A 21,185-nucleotide genomic window follows, 5' to 3' on the forward strand; every position below is an offset into this window, starting at 1 on the left:
CGCACTGGTCCGACGAGAGCAAGCAGTCCTCGGCCCCGGCGAAAGCCGGATCCCACACGGCCGGGGCCTCGGCCGCGTAGTGCATCGGCAGCTCAAGGTGGTGGGCCCCGCAGCATGTGCAGGTGAATCCGAGATCACTGGTCATGGCGCTGGAGCCTAACTCGCACACAAGAACGACTTGACCGAACGGGAGTCCGACGAAGACCTCCGCTCCCGGCCCCCTGAGCCACCCCGCCTGCCCGACCGGTGAGGAAAGGAAGCTCCCGCCCCCCTTTTTTCTCGCCGGCACCCGTCGGTGGCCCACCCTCACGGCCTCACCAGCGTCGGACCTCCAAGCCACCTGCCGCTGGCGCTTCGCCGCGAGGCGCAGCCCCGGTAGCAGGCCCTGCTCCCCCGCGTACCGGGGCCACGAGGAGGTCTCGAGGCAGCAGGTGTCCTGCGTGAAGAAGTCCCCGGTCCAGAGCGCTGGAACCGGAGGCAAAAGCGGCGGCGGGCTCCGGCAAGCGATCACCGGGCGGTGGCGACCCGGTGGTCGGGCAAAGCGGCTACCGGGGCCGGCACAGCTCGGCGGGTGCAGGCTTCCTGAGCTGGTCTTCAGGGGTGAAGGTGTGGCGGAAGGGACCTTCGCCCAGCCATTTCGTTCAAGCCTTGCGAGGCTTGTCATACTTCCCGAGTGGAGATGCAGGCCGAGGAGGCGGCGCGGCGTTGGCTGGCTGGTCAAGGCCTTAACCAGGTGCACGAGGGATGGGTGAGCAACGAGAAGCCGGACGCGTTGCTCACCGCCAACCAGGTGGCACATTCCTGGGCCGGCGATGTATTCGCCGAAGACCTGGACGCGGCCGACCAGGTGCGGTTGGCTTTCGGGCTGCTGGACCTCCTCGACGAGTACTGGGTCACATGCGAGATCCGGTTCGCGAACGAGGGTGCGAAGGGTCCCTTGCCGGCCGACGTGCTGTGGGACGGCTACCGTCAGCGGCTGGAGGCGGACCGGGATGCGAAGGCCGTCACCTACTCGCTGTGGGTGGACTGGTTCGAGGACCACGCCACTTCCGCAACGGCTTTCGCCGAAGTTCTCGGCAATGACATCGACCGAGTGGTGGCCGAACAGTCGGAAGCCCTGCTCCGCCGAGCCCGTCGGGTTCTGAAGTGTTCGGGACCGGTGCGCTGGACGGTGAAGGAGCCGGCGTACCGCACCGCCATGCGGCTTCCTGCCCTGCACTCGGCCGTCTTTCGCGGCCTCCTGGCGAGCTTCCACGACGTCTACGGCGACCTGGAGCCGGCTACTGCACTGGTCTTCCTCGGCCGGCTGGAGCTTCCCGCGAACACCCGGCACCTTGCCGAACTGCACCATGTACTTGCCGCGGGGCACAAGAACCACTACCGCAGCCCTGGTGCCTGGGACGATGCGGTTCGCTCCTGCTCCTGAGTCGTTGACCTGGCAGACCAAAGAAAGATGCCGACGACGTAGGGTCCGGGTGCTCGCGGATCGCACGGGAGGAGTACGCCTTGTCGGCCAGGACCACGTCCGGCCTGGTACAGGGGACGTCCCCGCTGCCGAGGCACACGGAGGCGAGCTATGAGGTGAGCGAAGGCGGGCGCGTCACCGGCCTGTTCGGCGGTGAGCACGAAGGCCAGTGGGCATCGGAGGCAAGGTGGATCTTCGTGGTCAGTCCGCCATGAGACCGCCCGATGGCATGGTCATCGGGCTCGCTGGCCGGGGCCCCTTTGGGCGGGCCCCGGCCGCGTGCTGGTGAGCGCGCACGACAGTGCAGTCGACCGAGACGGCCCAGCTGAGGTCTTCCTTCGCGTCGGCCTGCGCGAGGAGCGCGGTAAACACCCGCTTCCAGGTGCCGTCGATGGCCCACATCCGCAGCCTGCTGCAGGCGCCCCTCCCGTTCCCGTACACAGCGGCCTTTGTATCGTGGCGTCATGACGGGCGAGGCGGAGTCGGGATTCCCTTACGTGAACCGCTGGGGCGACACGTCGGGCACGGGGCGGCGCCGGGTCCGTCAGGATGCCTGCGGGTGCTTCGACCAGACCATGCCGCATCCGCGGGCCCGGGTCGGATTCCACCCCGAGCGGCAGGACACCTCCGCCCCGGGCTGGCGTCGCCTGCTGGAACTGGTCGACGAAGCCGCCGCCGACCGGCGCGAGGAGTTCCGCCCCCTGGTCGATCTCACCCCTGAGGAACGGCGGCAGATCATCACCCTGCCGCCGAGCATCGCCCGGCTGACGGCGGTCAGGCACCTTGTGCTCTACGGCAGCAACCTGGTCCGCATCCCGCCCGAGATCGGGGCCATGACCAGCCTGGAGGAGTTCACTCCCTACACCTCCTACCGGCTGCACTGGTTCCCCTACGAGATCACCCGGTGCCGGAAGCTGGCCCGCAGCACGGTGAGCACACGCGCCCTGTTCGGCAACCACAAACTGCGGCCGCCCTTCCCGCGGCTCCGACCCTCCCTGGACTCCGCCTCAGACCTGGACCTCGCAGACCTGGACCCCGAACGCTGGGGCGCTACCGCCATCCGCGCCTGCAGTGTCTGCGACCGCCCGATCAGCCAGGGCGGCCTTCACCAGGTGTGGATCTCCCCGCGCGTAGCCACCGACGTGCTGCCCCTCCTGGTCAACGCCTGCTCACCGACATGCCTCGCCGCACTGCCCGATGGCGCCCCTCACCACATCGCCTCACCGCACAAGGGCGGCCGAGACGACCAACCGCCACCCGCCCGGGACTGACCGACCGGCTTCCCCGCGCACAGCCCCGGAGAAGCGAACACAGCCGAGGACCTGAGACCCGGACACCTGGACAGGCGAGGCGATGCTACTGATCGGGCAACGTGGCCTCGGGACGGGTTGCTGCCGGCGCCTGTTTGGTCAAGTGGTACTGGTTGCAGACGGCTGGCAGTGCTGCAGGAACGATGGCGGAGGATACTGTACGGATGAGCGATTTTGGTGACTCCCGCAGGCTGGCGTCGGCCGAGGAAATCCACGCGTATCTGGTCGAACGACTTAACAGAATGTTGAGTGTGCCAGAGATATTCGGGGGCGAGATTTCGCTACGGTTGCTGATCGGCCATCTGTTGATGGCCGAACGGGAACCGGAGGCGTTCGGGCGGTTGCAGCAATCGTGGGAAGAGCGCGGGATATGGACCTCGCTCGGGGTGACCGGATCCTTCCGGGAACTGATCCCGAAGCCGAACTACAGCTGCGGGATGGCGTCGGTGTACGCGGAGTTCGCGCAGGCGCGTGGCTGGCTCAGGCCGGACCGTGCTCTGGCCCCCGAGGCCTACCAGGCCATGGTCGACCAGGTGCGTGAGTGGGCGGGCAAGGACCGCACCTGGGCCGATGTCACCGACCGGTTCGGGCCGCCCTCGGTGCTGTTCGGCGGCAGCAACCCGTTGTACAGCAAGTCACTGGGCTACCTCACCGACGACCCCGGGCTGCCCATGGTGGTTTTCCACTTGTGGAATGGCACCGAGACCGGACCCGGCGACGGCTGGCCCCCCGCGCACGAGCAGCCGTTGCTGCTCGCCGTGCGCCACGGCGGCGGCCCGTTCCGGGATTCGTTCACCTTCACCCCGCACGGACAGCGCCTGCGCCCGGTCGTCGATCAGCCCTGGCTTGCCTAGAAAGTGTCGCTGCCGCACACATCCGGCACCCCGTCGCACGCGGAGGCGGGACCCGGTCCAGCCTGACACCGGCCAGGTGATTGCTCCTGATGCCGCCGTCTGCCGCGCCCGCCCGCACGCTCGGGCTGATCGACTGCCGCGCCCCCGCAGCCCGATCCCGTACGTCTCCCGGGTGTGCGACCGCCCCCGGCCAGAGCACCTGGGCCTGGGGGACGGGGTGACGGCGGGTGCTGACAAGCGACACTTAGGTCAAAGAAGGCGGGCAGCACATCGTCTGGCGGCGCATCGGCGGGATGATCGGAGCGGCAGCCCCGCCTCAGCGGGGCTCGACCAGTCCCATCGGAGTCGGACGAGCCACCGTCTGCCTGAGCCGGGCCGCAGCCGTCAGCGGTCTTGCTGCTGGATCCGAGAACCCGTGCTGTGGGCGCCCGCCTGTACGCGGCAGCGTTCCAGTCCCGCCTCCACCTCTGCTCGGCTTGGGCTGCCCTCAACCATCAGCAGTTCGCCGGCCGCGATCATGGTCGCCCAGAAATCGGGAGGCGAGCCCCGCCCATCCCGGGTCCGGGTCTTCGCGAAGTACAGGAAGATCTTTGTGAGCTCGCCGCCGCGAAACCGTTCGAGCATGCCGCCGGGACAGCTCCCGCGAGCGCCGGCCGCGGCACTCGAGAGGTCGCGGATCCGCTCTTCGCGAGCGTCCAGTATCCGGTCCACGATGAACACGTGCCCGCAGGTGAGAAGTACAGCGACGAGGCCTTCCTCTCCTGGCGCGAACTCCTCGAAGAGGGGCCGGACCTCGCGGACCCGGGCTTCGGCGTCCGTCCGCGGCACCCCCAGGGCCACGCACACGGCCACCGCGCAGGCATCCCACTCACCGGTGCGTGCGGCCAGTTCGACGAAGACCTCCTCCTCGTCCACTCCGGAGGCCAGGCTCTCCCGGGCCTCCACAACCAGCCTGCCTCCATCTCCCCCAAGCCCCATGACCCGAGGCTACAGCGAGAACTCAGGCCAGTGCGGTGTTGGTTCCACTCGGCACAGTCGACAGCCCGGAGCCTCCGCTGGTTCCGTATCCTTCCATGCTCGATGTCTCGCATGAGCTGGTCGAGCACGTCTCCTGGCTGCTCTACGCCCGAAGGCATGAGCTGAACCCACCGTGGAGACGGCTCAGTTGCTTCAAGCAAGCCCTTCTCACGCTGGCCCGCCTTCGGAAGAACGAGACGTCCGCCCAGCTCGCGGCCGGGCTCGGCGTCTCGACCACGACGGCCTGGCGCTACGTCGACGAACCCCTGGGACGTCCCCGCGGCCCTGGTGCCATGCCTGCACGAGTCCCTGACCGGGCTGGGCAAGGGCGAACCCGTGATCGTGGACGGCGCCCTGATCGGCCTCGTGCCGGACCCGGCACGAGGCCGGTATCCCGACGGTCTACGGGCTGTCCGGCGCCCGCGCTTTCTACCGGATCTTCAGGACGGCTTGGCGGACAGCGCCAGTGGTGACCATTCCGACGGAATACGACAGCCGACGGTTCCGGCGGATGAGCCGGTTGGGAAAGGCGCGGGTACCTCCAGCGAGGTCAGTGCGGGTCAGGGTCTACCGTCCTCACCGCGGGTGTTCGGGGGGTCGAGCCAGCAAGACGAGACGGGTGGGGGTGCTGTGGCCGCTCGCGGTGTTGGAGCCGGCGTTGCCGGGCTGCGGCAGCACGGTTACCGGCTCCCCGGAACCGGCCTGGCCGTGGTCGAGGCAGAGGAGCACGCTCAGGCCCCGACTGGGGCCGGCAGCGACTGAAGCGAACTGAACTTCCCGGACGCCTCAAGACGGCCACAACGCCGTGCAGAGGGGTATCCGAGCATTGCCCGGGGCAGAGCGCCCAGAGAAAGTCCCACGCAGCTTGTCGGACCCCGGCTCTACTCTGGGGGCATGTCTTCCCACCCGCGGCCCCGTAGCCTGCCCCGCCCCGTGGCCGCGCGGATCAACGCGCGTATCCGCCGGCTGATGGAGAAGGACCTGGACCCGGAGCGCCGTGCGCGGGAGTACTGGCGGCTCCTCGTCCAGTGGGCCGAGGCCACCCGGGGCGGCGATCTGGTCGAGGCCGCCTGTCCTGAGTGCCAGCGCGGTCGAGCAGCCGGCGCCGGCCCAGCCTGCCGGTATGTGCTTGGAACGGGCACCCGCAGCCTGGCTCCGCAGGTCTCCCCCGTGCGTAGTCACCCCGGGCCCCGCAGGCCACCCGGTAGGTGGCGGAGCCGACAGCCCAGATAGGCGCACCGGGGACAAGGCGGGCCTGCTCGCGAAGCGGGCACGGCGTCAGGCGGCCCCGTATCGTCTGGCGACGAGCTGGACCTCCTGCACCGCTCCGGGCCGTTCCAGCAGCATCGTCCCGGCCTCGCGCCCCTCGTGGTGGATGCGCAGCCGCGGGCCGTCGACCACGACGCGCAGCTCCGGCCACGGGTGGCTCCACAGCAGGACGGCGCGCTCCCACATCTGCACTCCGCAGGTGGTCACGCGCAGGTGGTACTGAGGGCCCTCGTGGGGGGAGGGCGGGGTGTGCTCGGTGTACGGGGGACGTACCGTGTACGTGCCGATCACCCTTTCTCCGGGTTGCAGGTGCTCGTCGCGGATGCCGTTTCGGCGCCCGGTGCGCGCTCCGGCCCAGCCCGCGAGACCCACTACCGGCAGGGCCACGCCCACCAGTACCCAGGAGGGCAGATCGGCCTCCATGCCCGATCCGACGACGGTCGCCCCCGCGAAGAGCGTCGCTGCGGCAGCGGCGGACAGCCCGGCGTGCCGGACCCGCCGGGTTCTGCCCTCGTTCACGTCCCACCCCTGTCTTCGGTGCCCGGCCCCGGGGCCGACCTGCCGTGCTGGTTGCGCACTGCAACGATACGTGGTGCCATCCCCCGCCCCGGCCCGGGCCCCGCCGGTGCGGTGGGGCCCGGGCCGGGGCGCCTCGCGCGTATGCCGGCAGTCGGCGGCGTGGTCGGGCAAAGCGGCTACCGGGGCCGGCACACTTCGGCGGGTGCAGGCTTCCTGCGCTGGCCTTCGGGGGTGAAGGTGAAGGTGCGGTGGAAGGGGCCTTCGCCGTAGCGCACGGCGAGGAGGAGCGGCTGTTCGTGCTCGGGGGACCATGTCCCGGCGCCCGGTGCGCTGCCGTTCCACAGGTGGAAGAACACCATCGGCTGGTCCGGGTCCTCGCCGAGGTACCCCAAGGTCTTGCCGTACGAGGGATTGCCTCCGCCGAACAGCACGCAAGGCGGGCCGAACTCCGCGGTGACGTCGGCCCATGTCCGGTCCTTGCCCGCCCACCGGCGTACGCGGCCCTTCAGGTCCTCGTAGGCTGCGCTTGCGAGGACCCGGTCCGGTCGGAGCCATCCGTGCCGGTGCGCGAACTCCGCGTACACCGATGCCACGCCGTACTCGTAGTCGCGCCCCGGGATGAGGTCGCGGAAGGCACCGGTCACACCGGTGGCGGTCAGGGCCCCGCGCTCCTCCCACACCCGCTGCTGCCGGAGGAACGCCTCGGGTCGGCGTTCGGTGAACAGCAGGTGGTCGATCAGGATCCGAAGAGCCGTCTCACCTCCGTACATTCCAGGCCGGCGGAGCGCCAGGTTCAGCTGGTCGACCAGGTGGGTGTGTATCTCGTCCGAGGACGCGAGCAAACGGAAAGCGGTCACCTTGCCAGTCTTCCGTACGACGAGCACGCCAAGGGCCCGGACGCCGTGTGTCCGCAACAGCGCTCCCCCGGCCGGCGGGCAAGAGGGCACGCCGGCGGACCCGCCGCTCCTCAGTGGCGGGGGGCGGGTTTCTCTCGGGCGGTGGGGTTGCCGACGGCTTCGCCGCCGTGGTGAACGGCTCGGCTCCGCCGGCCCCGGGCCAGGGGTGCGGGGAGGATGGCGGCCGGTTCCTTCAACGGCTGCGTGGGCTCTTGAATGTCGTCGAGGGCCAGGTGGTGAAGGCCGGGCCGCGCCCCCTCGGAGCGTGTCAGAGGGGTCCCTTACGCTCCTTTCGTGATCGGTGGGTGGTGTGTCCGCGTTGCGGGGAGGAGCCGAGGTGGGCTGGCGGGACAGGAAGCCGAAGGAGCGGGCGCGGTGGGTGCTCGATCCTTTGGTGGGGGTGGGGCCGCTGCGGTTCGGGATGGATTCCGACGAGGTGAAGGCCGCCTTGGGTCGGCCGCTCTACGGCGGTGGGCAGGTCGCGGCCGACGGGAAGTTCTGGGAGCGGTACCAGGAGACGGGACTGACTTGCGTCTATGACCGGGGGAGGGTCCTGGTCGCCGTGGCGGTCGACGCCCTGGAAGGCCCGCTGGTCCGGCTCGGGGAGGTCGAGCTGATCGGCCGGGTCCCTTCCGAGGTTCGCGCCGAGATCCGCGAACTCGCCCGCCGGGAGGGGGCTGCGGTGCGGGTGAACTGGAGTGGGGATCCGGAGGTCGCGGCCTGGGGGGTGTCCATGGACACCGCCCAGGAGTGGGGACTGTCGGCGAAGGGGCACCTGGAGCGGAAGGACACGGCGGTCACCTCTGCTCTGTTCGTCGGCCCCGACCTCGCCGGTGACCCGTACGCGACCGGGCCGGTCATCCACTGGCGCGATGTCCGCGAGCGGGAGAAGAACCCGGGGGCCTGGCCGGTGAGGCCCGACCGCGACCGCGAGCGCTGGGAGTGGATGCCGCTGGAAGGGGTGGGCCCGCTGCGGTTCGGGATGACCCCGCCGGAAGTGGCGGCCGCGCTCGACGGCGAGGCACCGGCCGGCCGTCTGGGCCACTTCCCCTTCTGGTGGCACGGCAGGAGCGGGCAGTGGGATCTCGACGAGGACCGGTTCGACAAGGCCGGGGTGAGCGCGCACTACTCGGCCAGCCGGGACGGCGTCCCGCGGCTGGGGGCCGTGACCGTCCACGGCCGCACCGGCCCGCAGGTCCTCTACGCCGGCATCCCGCTGATCGGCAGGGCACCCTCCGCCCTCGACGCGGCCGTGCTGCAGCATCTCGTCGACCACGACCTGGTCCTGCGCTTCAGCCCCAGCGGAGCGGCCACCCCGGACGGGCTCAACCTGGTCTTGGACACGACCAGGGCCGGAGACACCACGGTCAGCCAGGCCACGTTCTGCGCGCAGGACTGGGAGATATAGGACCACACGCCGGCCCGACCCCTGTGAACTCGGTTCGCGTACGCCGTCCTCGGGGTCCACGGGACGGGAAACACCTTGCGGCGCCGGTGGTGCCGGAGTCGCAAGGAGGTTCGAGGCGGCAGGTGTCCTGTGCGTGGAGAAGCCCCCGGTCCAGAGCGCTGGAAGCCGGGGGCAGAAGCGACGGCGGGTGCCGACAAGCGATCACCGGATGGTGGCCCGCCGCCACCTGGCACCGTACCGGATCCCGGTGCCGGCCTACCGGAGCACCGTAAGGGCCAGCGAGCTCTACCAGCGCGCCGAGCGGTGGCGTGACGAATCCGATGTAGGGGACCATGCTGAGGAGCTGCGAATCTGGCGGTCACGCCCGCAGGCCGGAATGATCATTGTCGGCTCGCGTGCTCAGATCGCACCCCTGCGGCACCGAGGAGCTATGTGACACCCGAGCTGGACGTCGACTCCGGATCCTTCCCCTGCGCACCGCCGGCCGACCTCGACGATCCTGAAGTGATCGTCGGGCACGACTGGCGTGCCTTCCAGGCCGTCGAGCACATGAGCAACCACTGGGACCGGCCAGGATGGTCCAACCAGCAGCGCGTCTACTACTGGATGCTGACCTTCCCCGGCGCTGCCGAGCTACTGCGCCGAGCCCAGCACTGCCAGGATGTTCTGTCCCCTTTGGGCATGGACCTCGTTCCCGCCGACGGGCTGCATGTGACGATGCTGCGCGTCGGTGCCGTCGACCAGGTACCAAGGGCGCGGGCGGAGCACCTTCTCGCCTTGGCGAAGGACCTGCCCGTCAGCGGGTTTCGTGTCTTGGCCCACCCTCTGGCCGGCTCACGCGGAGCCATCCGGTTCAGCCTCTCCCCCTGGCGGCCCCTGGTCCATCTACACTCCGCCCTCAGCGCCATCGGTGAGCAGGCCGGTGTCCCCGGAGGCCGGCCGACCAGGACGTTCCGCCCTCATCTGGGTGTCGCCTACAACAACCGGCAGCGGCCGGCAGCGCCCGTCATCGAAGCCGTGACACCCCTGCGCGCGCTCCCCCCGGTCCCCCTCGACATCGCCTCGGTGGACCTCGTGGAACTCCGCTGCCAAGGCCAGGCATACCGGTGGGAGACCCTCCACACCCTCCCCCTGCGTCCGGTGATACCGCCGCGGGCCGCTTCCTCGTAGGAGAGGGGCGCGCAGAGCCGTGCCGCATGCGGTAGGGCCGCGCACGCCTTCTCGGGCCGCGACCCATGAGCGGATCCTGACCCACCTGGGACGAGGTGCGCGCCGCTGGTCCAATCCGCACCGTCCTGATCGACACGGTGGCCGCTCTGCCCGCCGAGGCCCGCGACCGTACCGAGAAACTGGTCGAGCACGGCGACCGGCCGGTTCCTCGGATCCAGCTGCGAGACCTGCGGCACCTGGCAGCCGGGGGCGGGACAGGCGACTGGATGGACGAACGAACTGGGCGTGGATCCTTCTTCCCGCCTTACAAGGACAACTGGTCCGCGTGGCGCTTCGCATGAGCTACCAGGCTCGCCAGGAAGTACCTGGACGCCAACACTGCGACCGACACGGCCACCATGCTCCCTTACCCGCCCCACAATCCGAGTCCGGAACCATCGCTGCCCCCGAGCGACTGCAACTCGAAATTCCAGGCCTAAAGAACGGGTCACTGAGGTTCGTTGAGCGGTGCGGCCCTGTGGTATGCCCGCCCAGGTGGGCTCAGCGTGTCCTCATTCTTGCTGCTGAAGGTGACGGTGGCGGCCGAGAGGTACGCAGCTTCATCACTGCTGGTCGAATGCTGCCGCGATTGCCCGGCAGGCCAGCTGTGATCCCGTGCAGGAGTGCCTCTGTGCGGGCGCCCAGGGGAACCGCCTCCTTGTTCGCTCGCGCGGTCCGCGCAAGCGCAGAGCCGTGGCCGCCGTGCCACCCACTCGCCGCGTGCTGTGTCGGGCCGTTGCCGGGCCGGGTACTTTGCCGCGTGCCGTGTGCTGTGCCGCTCCCGTCCGCCCATCTGCCGCTGCTTTCGGATCTTGCCCTTGCTTGCGTGCTCTTGCCTCGCCGCTCCCGTCCGCCGGGCGGCAGGATGGGCGGATGGCGATGAGCGAGACGGAACTGCTGGCCCTCCTGCGCGAACTCGACGACCCCGAACGGCTGGAACAGCCGCTGCACTACGACCGCGTCGCGACCGGCCTCGCGTTCGGCGGCCTGGTCCGCCGGCTCGAAACGGACTTCGGGGCCTCGTGCGAGTGTGAGCGGGACACCCAGGACTCCAGTGAGTACGGGCGTATCCGCGTGCCCGCGGACGCGACGATCCGCGGGACGCGGATCGTGATCTGCGTGAGCAAGTTCGGCTCCCTCGTCGAGGTCTGCGCCGACAATCCCGGGGCCTTCCTCGGCACAAACGAAGCCCAAGAGGAGGGCGCGCTGGATCCCGCCGACCTCGCCACCGTGGAGCGGGCCCTGGCCGAACTCGGCTACGTGAGCGTCCCCGAAGAACTGCTGGAGAGCCGCTACGAGGGCCCCAGCGCGCTGGAGCGCTTCGCAGCGCGGCCCACCTGGTGGACGCGGTACTTCGGCTCCTTGTGATCCGCCCGCCCAGATGCCCCCGCCGCCGGCCCTGGGCCTGCCCCGGGGCCTTCGGTGCCCTGCGAACGGTACGAGCCTCGGTCTGCCCCGGGCAAGACACGTACCAGGCCAGGAAGGGCAAGGGGGACAAGGGGGCGACAGCAGGAGGGTGGGAGAAGCACGCAGGGCCGGCCCCGGCCAAGGAGCCGGGCGGGCCGCGGCAGGCGCTACCCGGTCCGGGCGGCATCCGGAAGGGGCCTGCTCAGGTCTCTCCGGTGGTTCAGCCGGCCGTGGCGTCGGCGGCGACCACGTCCAAAACCATGAGCCCGGGTCCGCTGACGTGCCGCTTGTCGGTACGTACAGCCCTTGCCCCGGCACCGTGCGGCGGTGCGGTTCGTCGACGGCCGCAGAGCCACTCCGGTGGGTGATCCCGGCCCGGCGGACTGCCGGCAGTCGCCGCCCCCAGACTGAGCGGGGCCGTGCCGCGCGGGGCAAAGGTTCAGCTGTAGGGGCTCCAACCGCCGAAGCGGGCCAGCAGCTTCTTCGCGTCCTCGACGGTCAGTCCCAGTCCCTGGGCGGTTTCCTCCGGGGACAGGGCACTTCGGGCCTCGTGGGCGGCCCAGTAGCCGACACGGCCGGCGATGATCTCCAGTTGGCGGGCCAGTTTGACGGCGCCGACCGGGGACTGCTTGGCGTACCGCTCGATCCGCGCCTCCACCTCGGCCAGCAGGTCGGTGATCTGCGCGGGCACCGGTGTGGTTGTCTCGCCGACCTCCTCGGTGTGCTGGTCCCAGTCGCTCACGCACCGGGCCGCGTCCTGGGCGCCGGCCTCGTACAGCGGCTGGCCGCCGATCTCCTCCCAGTCCAGCGTGCGGACCTGCCCGGTCCATCCGCACGCGCACGCCGCCTGGAACGCGGCCGCGCGCGGCGTGCGCGCCTGGCCGTCGTAGATGCTCCAGTGGCCGCTTTGATGTCCCGCTCCTGCCGAGAGGGCGTCGAAGTAGACCGGCTTGGCGATGCTTCCGTCGGCCAGGAGGACCTGGATGGTCCCCTCGTGGGACGCCCCGTACATGTCGTGGGTCCACCGCTCCTGTGATGTCCCGTAGTACCGCAGCTGTGTCACCGCGCGCTCCTTCCCGCCGCCGGCACCTCGGCGACGCCCTACTGCACTTGCAGGGAAACGACCCTGCCGGATGAGGCACCACCCGGTCAGCGAAATGGACAAAGTCACCCACGGCCCTCACATGTCCGCGCCCCTCCCCCGGCACCCGGCGCCGTCGGACCTTACCCGCCCGGTCGCGATGCCACCGGGCAGCCGCCCGGGGAGTCTGCGGCTACCGGGGGGCGAACTCGTGATGCCGCCTGGCCGCCGGCCACCGCGTCGACGTCCCGCTCCGTGGCGCGTCGGACCCGAACCCGGCAAGACCGGCCGCCGCGCACCACAAGCTCGCGCACGCCCCGGATCGGCGCCTTCAAGACCGCTTCGGTCTTGACGCCCGGGAGCACCAGATCGGCCGTCACCCCCTCGACCCACACCGCGGGCGAGCCCTGCCCGCATGTTTCCGGATCGATTCCGGTGAACTGCAGACCCCTGCTTGCCTCCAACCAGATCGGTCTTGTTGGCCGGTGGCGGCTGGCCTGACGTGGCCGCTGCGAGACCGTTCGAGGGCGGGCCCGGGAATCGGTCTGCACCCGGGGGCGTCGGGCAGGGCTCTCGGTATGGCTGAACCTCCCGCTCGCCCACGCTTCTATACCTCGGCAGGGTGAAACCGGTCCAGCACGCCCTCCGAACGGCACAGCGGTGGGTTACGCTCCGAGGGCATGCTGAAGACCTTTGCCGGTATCGGGTGCACCGGGCCGCTGAGTTTGCCCCTCGGCGGCACCACTTGTTTGCTTGCCATGGCGTCGAGCCGTGGCACCTGCGGGAAGAGCCCGAGCTGGTGCGTCAAGCGAGTGGCAGCCCCAGACGCTGTAGGAGCCGTGGAACTTCCGGCCGACCAGGTGTGGTCCCCTCGCTGAGGACCACACCTGGTCCTCCACCCAGCCGCGCGCGGCCGGACCCTGCTGCAGATACACCGCCAGTTTCTTACGTACCCGAGCGCAGCCCCAAGGCACTGTGCTGCACGAGTCCAGCGGAAACGTCTGCGGCACCCGACGACTTTCGGGTCAACTCCACCAGTTTCGAGCGGAGTTCCCGCGCCGGCTCGCCGAGCACGATAGCGCTGAGCACCAGTTCCAGCATCAGGCAGTCGTACGCGTCGTCCTTGCCCCGATAGCGCTCCCGATCACGTTCCACCACGGCCTGGGCAACCCGCCAGCCGCCGTCCTCGGCCGGAGCGAAGGTGGCCTCGACGAACCCGTTTCCCGTCCAGCTCCGGTGCAAGAAGACGACGTTCCCCTCGACGAAGACGTCCCACTTCTCGTCCATGTCCCGAGACCGGTAGCCCAGCTGAATGCGCTCCCATTCCTCGTCTGACCAGATCCGGGCCGGCAGGAGTGACAGCGGCTGGGGAACAGAGATCCGCTGGAGGCGGTCGGAAAACGAGGACCGGGTCACGCGTTTGTCGGCAGGCATGCCGTGATCCTACGGTCGGGCCGGCATGACGCCATAGCTGCCCGCCGTGCCACACCGCCTCGAACGCGGGATCGTCGGCAGCCAGCAGGTCGACCGGCTTCACCACGGCCCGGGCGACCGAGAGCAGAATTCAGATGCTTCGCCTTGCGGAAGGGCAGGTAGCAGTACGCGGAGTTCACCGGCAGGCACAGCGTGACCAGCCGCACGATCACCGCGCGCGGCCCGCTGCGCGAGTGCCTCCGGGTACTGCTGTGCCGTCTGGAAGGCGAACGCGACCAGCCAGAGCCGCACGGACGTTCAGCCTTCTCGATTTTCGTGCCGCTGATGTGCAAGGGACACGCCTGGGGCACGGCCCATGGACACCGAGTGTCCAGCGCGAGAGGCCAACAGTGACTGTGGTGCCGGCCAGCACGCTCTGCCTGGCCGACGGGGTCGGCGTCTGCGGGGATGGCCGAGGGTCGTGCCGTATCCGACAGGGCAGAGGTCGTCATGGTCGGGGTTGAGGACGGCATCGAACTGGAACGTGCTGTAGCAGAGCAGCACGTCGGGTGCCCGGGAAAGCTGGTTGTGGTAGCGGCGGCCTACCGCGGAGCCTGAGATTGGCCGATGAGGTGGAGGAGGGTGGTGGTGGCGGTGAGGTCGGAAAGGACGTGCTGTGCTCCCGCGGAGCGGAGCTGTTCGGCGGTGGTGGTGCCTGATGCGACCCCGATGACCCTGGCGCCACCTTCCAGGCCGGTACGGACGTCTTCCAGCGAGTCGCCCACGATGACCGTGTTGTCGCGGTGGAACCGGCCTCCGTGCTTGGCGGCTGCCCGGTCTTGGGCGATGCGTACGAGAGCCGGGCGGTGGGGGTTGTCGGACGCGTAGCCGCCGATGGTGGTGTCGAGGTAGCCGATGAGACCGAGTTCGGACAGCTTGGTCTCGGCGCTGCCCCGCAGGTTTCCGGTGACGACGGTCGGGATCAGGTCTTCCGCCTGCTGGACCGCGGCGAGTGCGTCCACCGCTCCGCGCATGACGACCCCGTCACGGGCCAGCAGCTCGCGGTGTCCGGCGAGGCGTTCGGGGAGCTCGGCGACGATGCGGGCTGCGAGCGTCTCCACGTCCTGTTCGGGAACCTGGTTGACACGCAGAAGCTCGCGGACGGCCAGGGGCATGGTGACCCCGGTGCCCCGGGCGGGCAGGGCTGTCGGGGGGCGACCGACGACGCTGGTGAAGGCTTCTCGGTAGACGCGGCGGTCGATGTCGCCGGTGTAGACGAGGGTGCGGTCGATGTCCCACAGGACCAGGACCATGCGGGTCATGCGGCGCGTTCTTCCATGACGGCCTGCCCACGTTCCAGGAGTTCCTGGGCGGGTGCCGCCGAGGAGTAGCGGCGGGCTTCGGTGAGCATCGCGGCGAGGTTGTCGTCCAAGCGCGCGGAGCGGACTCCGGCGACGAGAGCGAGGACTTCGTGCCCGGTGGCGGATCCGGCGTCGACGTCGCCGGCGCGCATCTGGGCTGTGGCGGCACGGGAGAGGAACTGGGCGCGGGTGCGGATCTCATCCGGGCTGAAGGCGTTGCGGGCGTCGGCGAATGCCTGGGCGGCCTGGTCGGGGCGGCCAAGGTCAAGCAGGCAGCTGCCGGTCTGGCCCATGATCTCACCGGGGTTGATCCAGTACAGCCAGTGTGGGTCGTCTTCTCCGCGTCCGCGGGCGCACAGGGCTTGTGCCTCCTCCAGTGCGGTGAGGGCTTGGCGGTCTTCGCGTAGGCGGGCGTGTCCGCGGGCCTGGCGGGTGAGGAGCATGGCGTGCAGGGCGGGTGCGTCCTGGTCGGCGATGATCTGGCGGGCGGTGCGCGTGGCGGTGACCGCGTCGCGGGGGTCGCCGGCGGAGTAGCCGTGGATGGCGATGAAGGACAGCGCCCCGGCTCGCAGTCTGCTGTCGCCGCTGGCGTGGGCAGCGCGCAGGGCTCCGAGGAGGAGGTTGTGGGCGACGGTGTGGGCGCCGCTGTCGAAGTGGTACCAGCCGGTCTGGATCGCGGTGTCCGCGGTCACCGCCGCGAGGCGTCGGCCTGTCGCCTCGTTGAAGTCTCCTTCTTTCAGGAGACGGAGGAGGACCTTGAGGTGCGCTGTGGCGGCTCGGGCGAGGTTGCCGCTGCCGTGGCTGGCGTCGGCCTGGCGCAGAGCGTCGGTGGTGGATTGCAGGCTGGCAAGGAGCTGGTCGGAGATGCTGATTCCGTTCCGGGCGGTGGCGGCGACGGCCTCGGGAGGGGCGACGGCTGCTTGCAGGATGTACTGCGTGAGGCCGGCCCCGCCCAGTGCGGCGATCACGCTGCGGCGGTTCAATCCGTTCATGGCTCCTCCGACGGCTGCTTCCAGTGAGGTCACCATACGAGCCGCTGTCCATGGCAGAGCCGGGTCGATGGTCTCGACAAGTCGCTGCGATTCGGCCTGTGCGAAGGGGGCGAGGAGGAGCGGGCGTAGGTCGGCGGGAAGCCCGAGTCCGGTCAGGAGATCGATGATCGTTTCGCGGCCGTTGACCTGTTTGAGACCGCGTTCCAGGTCCGAGATGAAGCCCTGAGTCAGTCCGGTCAGCTCCCGTACGGCCTTCTGCGAGAGCCCGGAGCGGCGACGGACTAGACGTACGACCGTTCCGAAATCCCAGGCCGCGAGGGCCCGGTGCACTTCCTCGTCGCGCCAGGCCCGGTCCGGGATCGTCGGTGTCGCATCGGACCGGGCGCAGGCGGAACAGCGTGTATCCGGGTTGTACCGGCTGATCGGTAGTCCGCACCGCACGCACGTGCGCCCTGGTTCCCCTGACATGTTCACCCCGGCTCTCCTTGTCACGATCCAGCTCGCTCCAACCGTGAGACCAGGCTAGGTGGAGATCGATATCGCTGCAGCGATATCGCCACAGCGATGCCTGCAGAGCGGGCACACCTCCAGACTCGTGGCACTGCACCGGCCGCTCACCGTCGAACTGTGCTGGTGACAGGTCGTTTTGATCCGCCGCCCCGGAGAGGAGACGCCTGATGGGACCAGGATGTCTGGCTGTGCCCGCGTCGTATGGCACCTGCCTTCGGCTATGCGGCGATCTCGGTACGGAGCTGGGCCAGAGCGCGGGTGGCGGCGTCATGGGTCTCGGGCAGCCTGCCAACGGTGGTGCGTTGGACGCGCTGGAGCTGGTGGGGGAGGCGCTGGGCCTGGGCTTCGTGTACGGCGGTGGTCAAGAGTTGCGTAGCGCCGTGGCTGTCGCCGGCGAGGAGGCAGACGCGGCCGGTGGTGATGAGTTCGATGACACGCCACTGGGGTGCGACCGCGACGGTTGGGGTGGGCGGGGTGGACTCGGCATGCCGTATCGCGTCGCGGGTGCGGCCGGTGGAGATGAGGCCGCGAAGGCGGATCTCGTGGAGGGCATTGGGGTTGACGAGGCTGGTGTGCTCGACCGTGTCGAGGAGTTGGTGGGCTTCGCTGACGGCCTGGTCGAACAGCGCCGCATTGCCGAGGGCGCCGGCGGCGCGGGCCAGGAGCGGCAGTACCGCGGCTCGCTCCTCGGTGCCGGGTGCGGTGGCGGCGGCTTGGGTGAGCCGGTCGACGGCCGCGCCGAGCAGGCCCGCCTTGCGCAGTTCGTTGCCGTGCATGCGCAGGGCGGTGGTGGTCAGGGCCCGGTCGTCGAAGGCGCGGACGACGTCCAGGCTCTTGGCGGTCCAGTGTGCGGCGGTGGCCAGCCGTTCCTCGGGCAGCACGTTGCCCAGGGCCGTCCCGAGGCTCAGTCGGGCGTGCGCAAGGAGTCGAAGGACATCCCGTTCGGTGCTTCCGTCCCGGGCGCGGGCTTCCAGGCGAGCGACGAGCGGCCACAGTTCGGCGACGGCTTCGGCCGCTCGCCCGCACTGGCGGGCGACCTCGGCGAGCCGCACGGTGGAGGTGCCGAACTGGATCATCGCCCGGTGGTCGGTGTCGGCCGGGTCGGTGACGCCCAGAACGTGCGCGGGCAGAGCGAGCCGCTCGGCGACGTGTCGCAGGCTCCCGACATCGCTCAGATGTCGTTTGCCCAGTTCCAGGGCCGAGATGTAGGTCTTGTCGTAGCCCAGGAGCGCGCCGGTCTCCAGCTGGCTGGCGCCGTGGACGTGCCGGTAGTACTTCAGGATCGAAGCCAGGTCGCGCGTGGCGAGGACGGCCTGAGCCTCCGGTGTCGCCCAGCGCCAGGAGACCAGCCGCGCCGACCGGCGCGGGGCCGGCCTGGAAGCAGAAGGGAAGGCGTCCATGCCGGGTTACCTTCCGGGGTGGTCGTACCAGGCCGCGATCGAGCGCTTGTAGCCTTCGGGCATGGTCAGGCCGTCGACCTCGTGCCGGTGGAAGAGTCCGATCTCCTGGTGCTCGTGGCTCAGGACCGGCACACGGTCGGGGGACAGGACCGTGCAGCCGTAGGTGACGATCAGGACCCGGCGGCCGGGGATCGGCTCGTAGATCCAGGTGCCGCCGTCGAGCAGAGGCCCGGCTTTCACCGTCCAGCCGCTTTCCTCGGCTACCTCGCGCTCCAGCGCCGCGCCCGGACTCACGTCGGCTGGTGCCGACCCATTACCCGCAGGGCCGATCTCCAGCCGGCCGCCTGGCAGTTCCCACTCGCCGCGCTCGTTGTGCAGGAGCAGCACGCGTTCGCGGGGATCGAGGGCAACACCCTTGACGGACACCGGCCACAACGACGGCTTGTACATGGACTGTCCCTGAGACGTGAGGGCGGGCATGTCCTTCGGAACGTAGCACCCGCCCGCAGGGCGGAGCCGGGCTTGCCGTCTTTGTCCGGATCGACAGTTTGTCGCTTTACACCCTCCGTCGACCGTCCGGACGCTGGGTGTCCCGCTCGATCCCAGAGGAGCACGTCGATGACGACACCTTCGCTCACCCTGTTCGAGGCGCACGCCGTCCCCCTCACCACCAGTTCCGGCCGCACCCGTGCCGTAATGGAGCGCCTGCGGACGCGGGGTATCGCCACCCTCAAGGGCCTGGACACCCGAGCCGAAGTTCTCGCATTCGCCCGGCAGGTGATGACGCTGGTGCCGCACCCCGACAGCGACCCGGATGCGCTGACCACCATCCGTGACAGGGGTGCCGCCTCCCGCCGACCCGGGCTGACCGGGTTGGGCTCCGGGAATCTGCTCGCGCACACCGAACGCTCCAGCCTCCCCCGCCCACCCCGTCTGATGCTCCTGGTCTGTCAGCAGCCCGCGGCTTCCGGCGGGGAGGTGCTCCTGACCGACGGCCGCGCCCTCCACGCCTTCCTTGCCGAACACGCGCCCCAGGCCCTGGAGATGATGACCATGCCCGGTACCGCGTTCTACGGCGACGGCGGCGGGCACCCTTCCCAGATCTTCACCCGCCACCAAGGCGCACGGATCTCCATCCGCCTGCGCCAGGATGCCCTCGCCGCATTCAGCCCACTGATCACCGGACACCTTCCCCATCTCCGTGCGGCGATCGATGCCCTCCAACAGCGCATCACGCTCGACACCGGGCAGGGCTACCTGATCGACAACAGCCGCTGGCTTCACGCCCGCACCAGTTTCCGCGGCGATCGTGTGTGCCTGCGCGCCCTGGGCAACCCCCGAGCCCGGATGGCCCCCGGCTTCCCCGCCCCGGCCCCCGTGGTCGACGTTGCGCTGGACGACGTGCCCGGTGTTCTTCCCGCGCCGGCACCCAGCGGCCGAACCGCTGCCATGTGCCCATCCGTACGACGCGGCTTCGCTGCGGGTGCAGACCCCCGTCACCCTGGCCAGTCCAGAACTACCCGGAGGAGTGCGGCGTGGCCTTCGACGTCGTACTAGCTAACCGGTCGCTCACCAAGATGGCCTTGCGCCCTCTCACCCACTACGAACGGTCGTTCGAGCCTACGGTGCCGTTCACCGGCCTCCGCACCGCCGACGTGCTCGCCCCTGGCAGCGAACAGATCTCCCTCCGCGAAACCGCGCCGTCTGTCACCCGGTCATACCTGCGCGCTCCGAAGAGGACGTGATGACAACGACCGCCGCACAAACGCCCCGGCATCTTCCTCGCGGCTCCCAGCTCATGGAGGTCTCCTTCTCCATTGCTCCGCGCGCGATCGGCACACCGCTGGCGCCGCAGGATGCCGCCTGCGTCGGGAAGATCCGCAAGGAGAGCCGCGACTGCCTGGGCACCTGCGGCCTGTCCCGCCTGGCCGAGGACGTATGTCTCGTCGTCTCCGAGCTGGTGACGAACGCGCTCGTGCACAGCGGAGGGACCGAGATCACCCTGACGCTGGAGCTTCGCGACGACTTCCTGATGGTCGCGGTCCGCGACGGAACCCCGTCCTACCCGGCGCCCCGCGGGCCGGGAACGGGTGAGGAGAGTGGCCGCGGCCTGCATCTGGTGGAGGCAGTCGCACACCAGTACGCGGGGATGTGGGGCGTCAGCGACCGCGGTGCGGTGACCTGGTGCACCCTGTCCGTCCGGGAGGCGGCGTGAACGGCACCGCCGTGGTCGACGCCGACCAGCTCCAGGCCGATCTTCTGGCCGTGAGGCGGGCGGCCGGGAGCCGCGGGGCGGCCGCGCCCGCGGCTGTCGCGCGCCATCACCAGGTGGTGCGGCAGGTGGCTGAGTCGTGGTTGCCGGTGGCGGCCCGGTGCCGGGCAGCGGCTGCCGGTTCGCCGGCCGATGTGCGTCGCTGGGACGAGCTGATCGCGGCAGCGACCCCCGATCCCGATCTGCCGGGTGTTTCGTCGTTCACCGAGATCGTGGTGGCCGCCGGCGCGGTGCGTGCGTTGCTGCGGGCGATCCGCGATACCGCCCCGTCGTGTCCTACCGCGGCGGGGGTGGCTCGTCGTGTCGCGGCGGCGATCGACCGCGGCGCCTACCCCGTGGGGGCCTCCCTGAGTGCGTCGCGCGTCGCGGCGGACCTCCAGGTCCCGATCGAGACGGCGAAGCTGGCCTTGTGCGACCTCCGGGACGAGGGCGTGCTTGAGCCGTTCCACAACCGTCTCCTGGTGGCGGGCCGCACTCCGCTGCATCGCCGGCAGGCCCGGTACGTGGCGGGGAGGCTGAGGCGCCAGATCGCCTTCGGCCTCTACCCGCCCGGCCGGTCCCTGCCGAACGTGCGGGACCTCGCTACCGTGTTCGTGTGCGACGCCGCTGTCGTCATCGACGCGCTTCGGCAGGTGGCGGACGAGGGCCTGGTCGACGCGCGGTACGGCCTGCCGGCCCGTGTCCTCGATGCGGCCCGGACTCTGCCCGCGCCTCCCTGCCAAGCCCCCGCGCAGCCGGCGACCGCCGGGGTGTTCACGCGCGCGGAGATCCGCGCGGCCGTACGGGCCGCGCACAGGCGGTG

The 21,185-nt window shown here is 70.2% G+C and carries 19 protein-coding genes and 3 pseudogenes; 11 read left to right on the top strand and 11 right to left on the bottom strand.

The genetic code is table 11. The features are described from left to right. Positions 1–679: 679 nt before the first annotated feature. Positions 680–1,426, top strand: coding sequence for a hypothetical protein (locus AC07D6_RS32985; protein ID WP_479050589.1), 747 nt, complete (start codon positions 680–682; stop codon positions 1,424–1,426). 49 nt (positions 1,427–1,475) lie between these two features. Here the strand turns inward: AC07D6_RS32985 and AC07D6_RS32990 are convergent. Further along, positions 1,476–1,903: pseudogene (locus tag AC07D6_RS32990) on the bottom strand (transposase); the annotation flags it as partial. Positions 1,904–1,929: 26 nt separating this feature from the next. Here AC07D6_RS32990 and AC07D6_RS32995 point away from each other — a divergent pair. Both AC07D6_RS32995 and AC07D6_RS33000 read left to right on the top strand, forming a co-directional pair. Next, entirely contained in the window at positions 1,930–2,736 is an 807-nt protein-coding gene (locus AC07D6_RS32995; protein ID WP_479050555.1) for a leucine-rich repeat domain-containing protein, read from the top strand. Positions 2,737–2,939: 203 nt separating this feature from the next. After that, positions 2,940–3,629 (top strand): hypothetical protein, encoded by a 690-nt coding sequence (locus AC07D6_RS33000; protein ID WP_479050557.1) that lies wholly within the window; start codon positions 2,940–2,942, stop codon positions 3,627–3,629. A 384-nt stretch (positions 3,630–4,013) separates the two neighbouring features. Here the strand turns inward: AC07D6_RS33000 and AC07D6_RS33005 are convergent, their stop codons facing one another. Then, positions 4,014–4,607, bottom strand: coding sequence for a hypothetical protein (locus AC07D6_RS33005; protein WP_479050559.1), 594 nt, complete (start codon positions 4,605–4,607; stop codon positions 4,014–4,016). A gap of 35 nt (positions 4,608–4,642) precedes the next feature. Here AC07D6_RS33005 and AC07D6_RS33010 point away from each other — a divergent pair. Beyond that, positions 4,643–5,006, top strand: a pseudogene (locus AC07D6_RS33010) (helix-turn-helix domain-containing protein); the annotation flags it as partial. A gap of 918 nt (positions 5,007–5,924) precedes the next feature. Here the strand turns inward: AC07D6_RS33010 and AC07D6_RS33015 are convergent. Continuing rightward, positions 5,925–6,434, bottom strand: a complete 510-nt coding sequence (locus AC07D6_RS33015; protein ID WP_479050561.1) for a hypothetical protein — start codon at positions 6,432–6,434, stop codon at positions 5,925–5,927. A gap of 176 nt (positions 6,435–6,610) precedes the next feature. Continuing rightward, entirely contained in the window at positions 6,611–7,291 is a 681-nt protein-coding gene (locus AC07D6_RS33020; protein ID WP_479050563.1) for a hypothetical protein, read from the bottom strand. A 376-nt stretch (positions 7,292–7,667) separates the two neighbouring features. Between AC07D6_RS33020 and AC07D6_RS33025 the strand changes: the two genes are divergently transcribed. The 3 genes from AC07D6_RS33025 (at position 7,668) to AC07D6_RS33035 (ending at position 11,315) form a co-directional block, all read left to right on the top strand. After that, a complete protein-coding gene (locus tag AC07D6_RS33025) occupies positions 7,668–8,738 on the top strand; it encodes a hypothetical protein (RefSeq protein WP_479050565.1) in 1,071 nt (356 codons plus the stop codon). A 432-nt stretch (positions 8,739–9,170) separates the two neighbouring features. Further along, complete coding sequence (locus AC07D6_RS33030; protein ID WP_479050567.1) at positions 9,171–9,908, top strand: 2'-5' RNA ligase family protein; 738 nt, start codon at positions 9,171–9,173, stop codon at positions 9,906–9,908. Positions 9,909–10,820: 912 nt separating this feature from the next. Then, positions 10,821–11,315 carry a hypothetical protein gene (locus AC07D6_RS33035; RefSeq protein ID WP_479050569.1) on the top strand — a complete coding sequence of 165 codons (495 nt, stop codon included), beginning with the start codon at positions 10,821–10,823 and terminating at the stop codon, positions 11,313–11,315. A gap of 478 nt (positions 11,316–11,793) precedes the next feature. Here the strand turns inward: AC07D6_RS33035 and AC07D6_RS33040 are convergent, their stop codons facing one another. The 7 genes and pseudogenes from AC07D6_RS33040 to AC07D6_RS33070 all read right to left on the bottom strand — a co-directional run bounded on the left by AC07D6_RS33040 (position 11,794) and on the right by AC07D6_RS33070 (position 18,561). After that, positions 11,794–12,366, bottom strand: coding sequence for a hypothetical protein (locus AC07D6_RS33040; RefSeq protein ID WP_479050571.1), 573 nt, complete (start codon positions 12,364–12,366; stop codon positions 11,794–11,796). Positions 12,367–13,207: 841 nt separating this feature from the next. Beyond that, positions 13,208–13,391: pseudogene (locus AC07D6_RS33045) on the bottom strand (helix-turn-helix domain-containing protein); the annotation flags it as partial. Continuing rightward, entirely contained in the window at positions 13,381–13,869 is a 489-nt protein-coding gene (locus AC07D6_RS33050; RefSeq protein WP_479050573.1) for a hypothetical protein, read from the bottom strand. The gene AC07D6_RS33050 and the pseudogene AC07D6_RS33045, both read right to left, overlap by 11 nt. A gap of 581 nt (positions 13,870–14,450) precedes the next feature. Further along, positions 14,451–15,161, bottom strand: coding sequence for an HAD family hydrolase (locus tag AC07D6_RS33055; RefSeq protein WP_479050591.1), 711 nt, complete (start codon positions 15,159–15,161; stop codon positions 14,451–14,453). 5 nt (positions 15,162–15,166) lie between these two features. Beyond that, the gene (locus AC07D6_RS33060; protein WP_479050575.1) at positions 15,167–16,669 is read right to left on the bottom strand and encodes a helix-turn-helix domain-containing protein; all 1,503 of its coding nucleotides are present in this window, start codon (positions 16,667–16,669) and stop codon (positions 15,167–15,169) included. A 260-nt stretch (positions 16,670–16,929) separates the two neighbouring features. Continuing rightward, positions 16,930–18,111 (bottom strand): hypothetical protein, encoded by a 1,182-nt coding sequence (locus tag AC07D6_RS33065; RefSeq protein ID WP_479050577.1) that lies wholly within the window; start codon positions 18,109–18,111, stop codon positions 16,930–16,932. Positions 18,112–18,117: 6 nt separating this feature from the next. Then, positions 18,118–18,561 (bottom strand): NUDIX hydrolase, encoded by a 444-nt coding sequence (locus AC07D6_RS33070; protein WP_479050579.1) that lies wholly within the window; start codon positions 18,559–18,561, stop codon positions 18,118–18,120. A 168-nt stretch (positions 18,562–18,729) separates the two neighbouring features. Here AC07D6_RS33070 and AC07D6_RS33075 point away from each other — a divergent pair, with 168 nt between their 5' ends. The 4 genes from AC07D6_RS33075 to AC07D6_RS33090 form a co-directional block, all read left to right on the top strand. Continuing rightward, positions 18,730–19,668 carry a TauD/TfdA family dioxygenase gene (locus AC07D6_RS33075; protein ID WP_479050581.1) on the top strand — a complete coding sequence of 313 codons (939 nt, stop codon included), beginning with the start codon at positions 18,730–18,732 and terminating at the stop codon, positions 19,666–19,668. Next, positions 19,647–19,856: a hypothetical protein gene (locus tag AC07D6_RS33080; RefSeq protein WP_479050583.1), complete on the top strand. Its 210-nt coding sequence runs from the start codon at positions 19,647–19,649 to the stop codon at positions 19,854–19,856. Before AC07D6_RS33075 ends, AC07D6_RS33080 begins: the two co-directional genes overlap by 22 nt. Continuing rightward, positions 19,856–20,326, top strand: a complete 471-nt coding sequence (locus AC07D6_RS33085) for an ATP-binding protein (protein WP_479050585.1) — start codon at positions 19,856–19,858, stop codon at positions 20,324–20,326. Before AC07D6_RS33080 ends, AC07D6_RS33085 begins: the two co-directional genes overlap by 1 nt. Continuing rightward, positions 20,323–21,185 (top strand): GntR family transcriptional regulator (locus tag AC07D6_RS33090; protein WP_479050587.1); only part of this gene is annotated, 863 nt, incomplete at its 3' end. The genes AC07D6_RS33085 and AC07D6_RS33090, both read left to right, overlap by 4 nt.

Source organism: Streptomyces sp. NPDC045287, from assembly GCF_056432325.1.